The organism is Streptomyces katrae (assembly GCF_000966975.1).
GTDB lineage: Bacteria > Actinomycetota > Actinomycetes > Streptomycetales > Streptomycetaceae > Streptomyces > Streptomyces katrae.
In genome coordinates this window covers 1-2,006 of sequence record NZ_JZWV01000667.1, presented here as the reverse complement: position 1 = coordinate 2,006, position 2,006 = coordinate 1, and the positions used below count along the sequence as shown (strand labels likewise).

Here is a 2,006-nt window from a genome sequence, read left to right as displayed (position 1 = left end):
AGCGCAGCAGCACCGCCGAGGACCAGCCGTCCCAGACGATGTGGTGGTTCGTCATGACGAGGCGGTGCTCGGCCGCGCCGAACCGGACCAGGGTGAAGCGCACCAGCGGCGGCCGCTCCAGGTCGAAGCGGCGGGCCCGGTCGGCCGCGAGCAGCCGCTGCCACTCCCGCTCCCGGTCCGCGGATCCGAGTCCGCCCAGGTCCACGGCCTCCCACGGCACCTCGACGGACTCGACGACGATCTGCGCCGGCCCGTCCAGACCCTGGTCGGTGAAGGCGGACCGCAGCGCGGTGTGACGGCGCAGCAGCCGGTCGCACGACGCCCGCAGGGTGCCGGCGTCGAGGGCGCCGTCCAGGGTGAGGACGATCTGGCCGGTGTAGGCGTCCAACGCGCCCGTGTCGAAGGCGGAGTGGAAGAACAGCCCCTCCTGGAGCGGCGAGAGCGGCAGCACGTCGCAGAGCCCGGCGTAGCGCGCGGCCAGGGCGTCCGTCTCCGGCTGCGTCAGCCGGACCAGCGGCAGGTCACGGGGGGTGAGGCGGCGCGGCCGGGGGGCGCCCGTCCAGCCGGCCAGCAGGCGCAGGGCCTCGCCCCAGGCCGCCACCAGGGCCTCCGCCTCGGCCTCGGTCAGCAGCTCCGCGGGATGGGTGACGACCGCGGTGAAGGCGGGACCGTCGGCCCCGTCCACGGCCATGGCGTCGATCTGCAGGGCGTGCTCCACTGGCATCGCCGGATCCACCTCGGCCCGCAGGCCGCCCGCCTCGGGGGCGGGGCTCCACGGCGCCTCGCCGCCGCCCGCGAACCTGCCCAGGTAGTTGAACAGGATCCGGGGGCGCGGGAGCCCGGACAGCTGCGCGGCGGTCCGCGGATCGAGCCTGCTGAGCAGCCCGAAGCCCGTGCCGTGGTCCGGTACGGAGGCGACCGTCGAGTGGATCCGCGCCACCAGGTCGGCGAGCGCGTCGCCGCCCAGGGCCGCCGCGTCCAGGTCGAGGCCGGCCAGGTCGAACCGGACCGGGTACTGGGTGGTGAACCAGCCCACGGTGCGCGCCAGGTCGTGCCGGCCGGTGCGGTCGACGCGGCCGTGGCCCTCCAGGTCGACCAGCAGCGACCCCGGCGCGCTGCCGGGGGAGCGCAGCCGGTGGGCCGCGAGGACCAGTGCCGCGAGCAGTACCTCGGCCGGGCCGGTGCGCAGCGCGCCGGGCACCCCGGCCAGCAGCGGACCGGCGACCTCGGCGGGCAGGCCCAGCGTCAGCGTGCGCGTGGCTCCGGCGGTGTCCCGCACCGGGTCGGGGATCCGCTGCCAGGGCTCCCGCGGGTCCGGGGCGTCCCCGGAGCCCTCCAGCGTCGAGCGCCAGAAGGGGAGCTCGGCCTGCACCTCCGGGGAACCCGCCTGGAGTTCGAGATGGCGGGCCCACGCGCGGAACGACACCTCCCCGTCCGCGGCCGGCAGCGGACGCCCGGCCACCACGGCCTCCCAGGCCGTGGCCAGGTCGGCCGCCAGGATCCGCCACGACACCCCGTCCACCGCCAGGTGGTGCACGCACAGCAGCAGCCGGTCCGGCGCCGCCCCACCGGTGTCGAAGCGCACGGCCCGGAGCATCACCGAGGCCGCCGGGTCCAGCTGTCCGGCCGCCTCCCGGGCCGCCTCCGCCATGACGGCGGCGCGGGCGGCTTCGTCCGACCCGGCCACGTCGACGGTCCGGTACAGCGGGGACACGTCGACCGAACCGGGCTCGCCGACCGTGCACAGCGGGCCCTCCGGGCCGGCGGTCACGCCCAGGCGCAGCGCCCCGTGCCGGTCCACGACCGACTGCAGGACCCGTACGAGCGTCGCGTCGTCCGCGCCCTCGGGCAGGGTCAGCACCATGGACTGGCTGAACCGGCCGACGGGACCCGGCCCGTCCAGGAGCCAGCGCATGACGGGTGTCGCGGGGAGCGGGCCGCACTCCGCGACGGCCGGACCGGCGGCGGCCGCATCGGCGGCGTCCGCGGAGGTCCCGTGGCCGGGC

The 2,006-nt window shown here is 77.4% G+C and carries 1 protein-coding gene; it reads right to left on the bottom strand.

Going from position 1 to position 2,006, the window contains the following annotated elements; all coding sequences use genetic code 11:
* Nucleotides 1-1,915: condensation domain-containing protein (locus VR44_RS23590; protein WP_245692127.1), on the bottom strand; the 1,915-nt coding region annotated here is incomplete at its 3' end.
* Between the last annotated feature and the right edge of the window lie 91 nt (nt 1,916-2,006).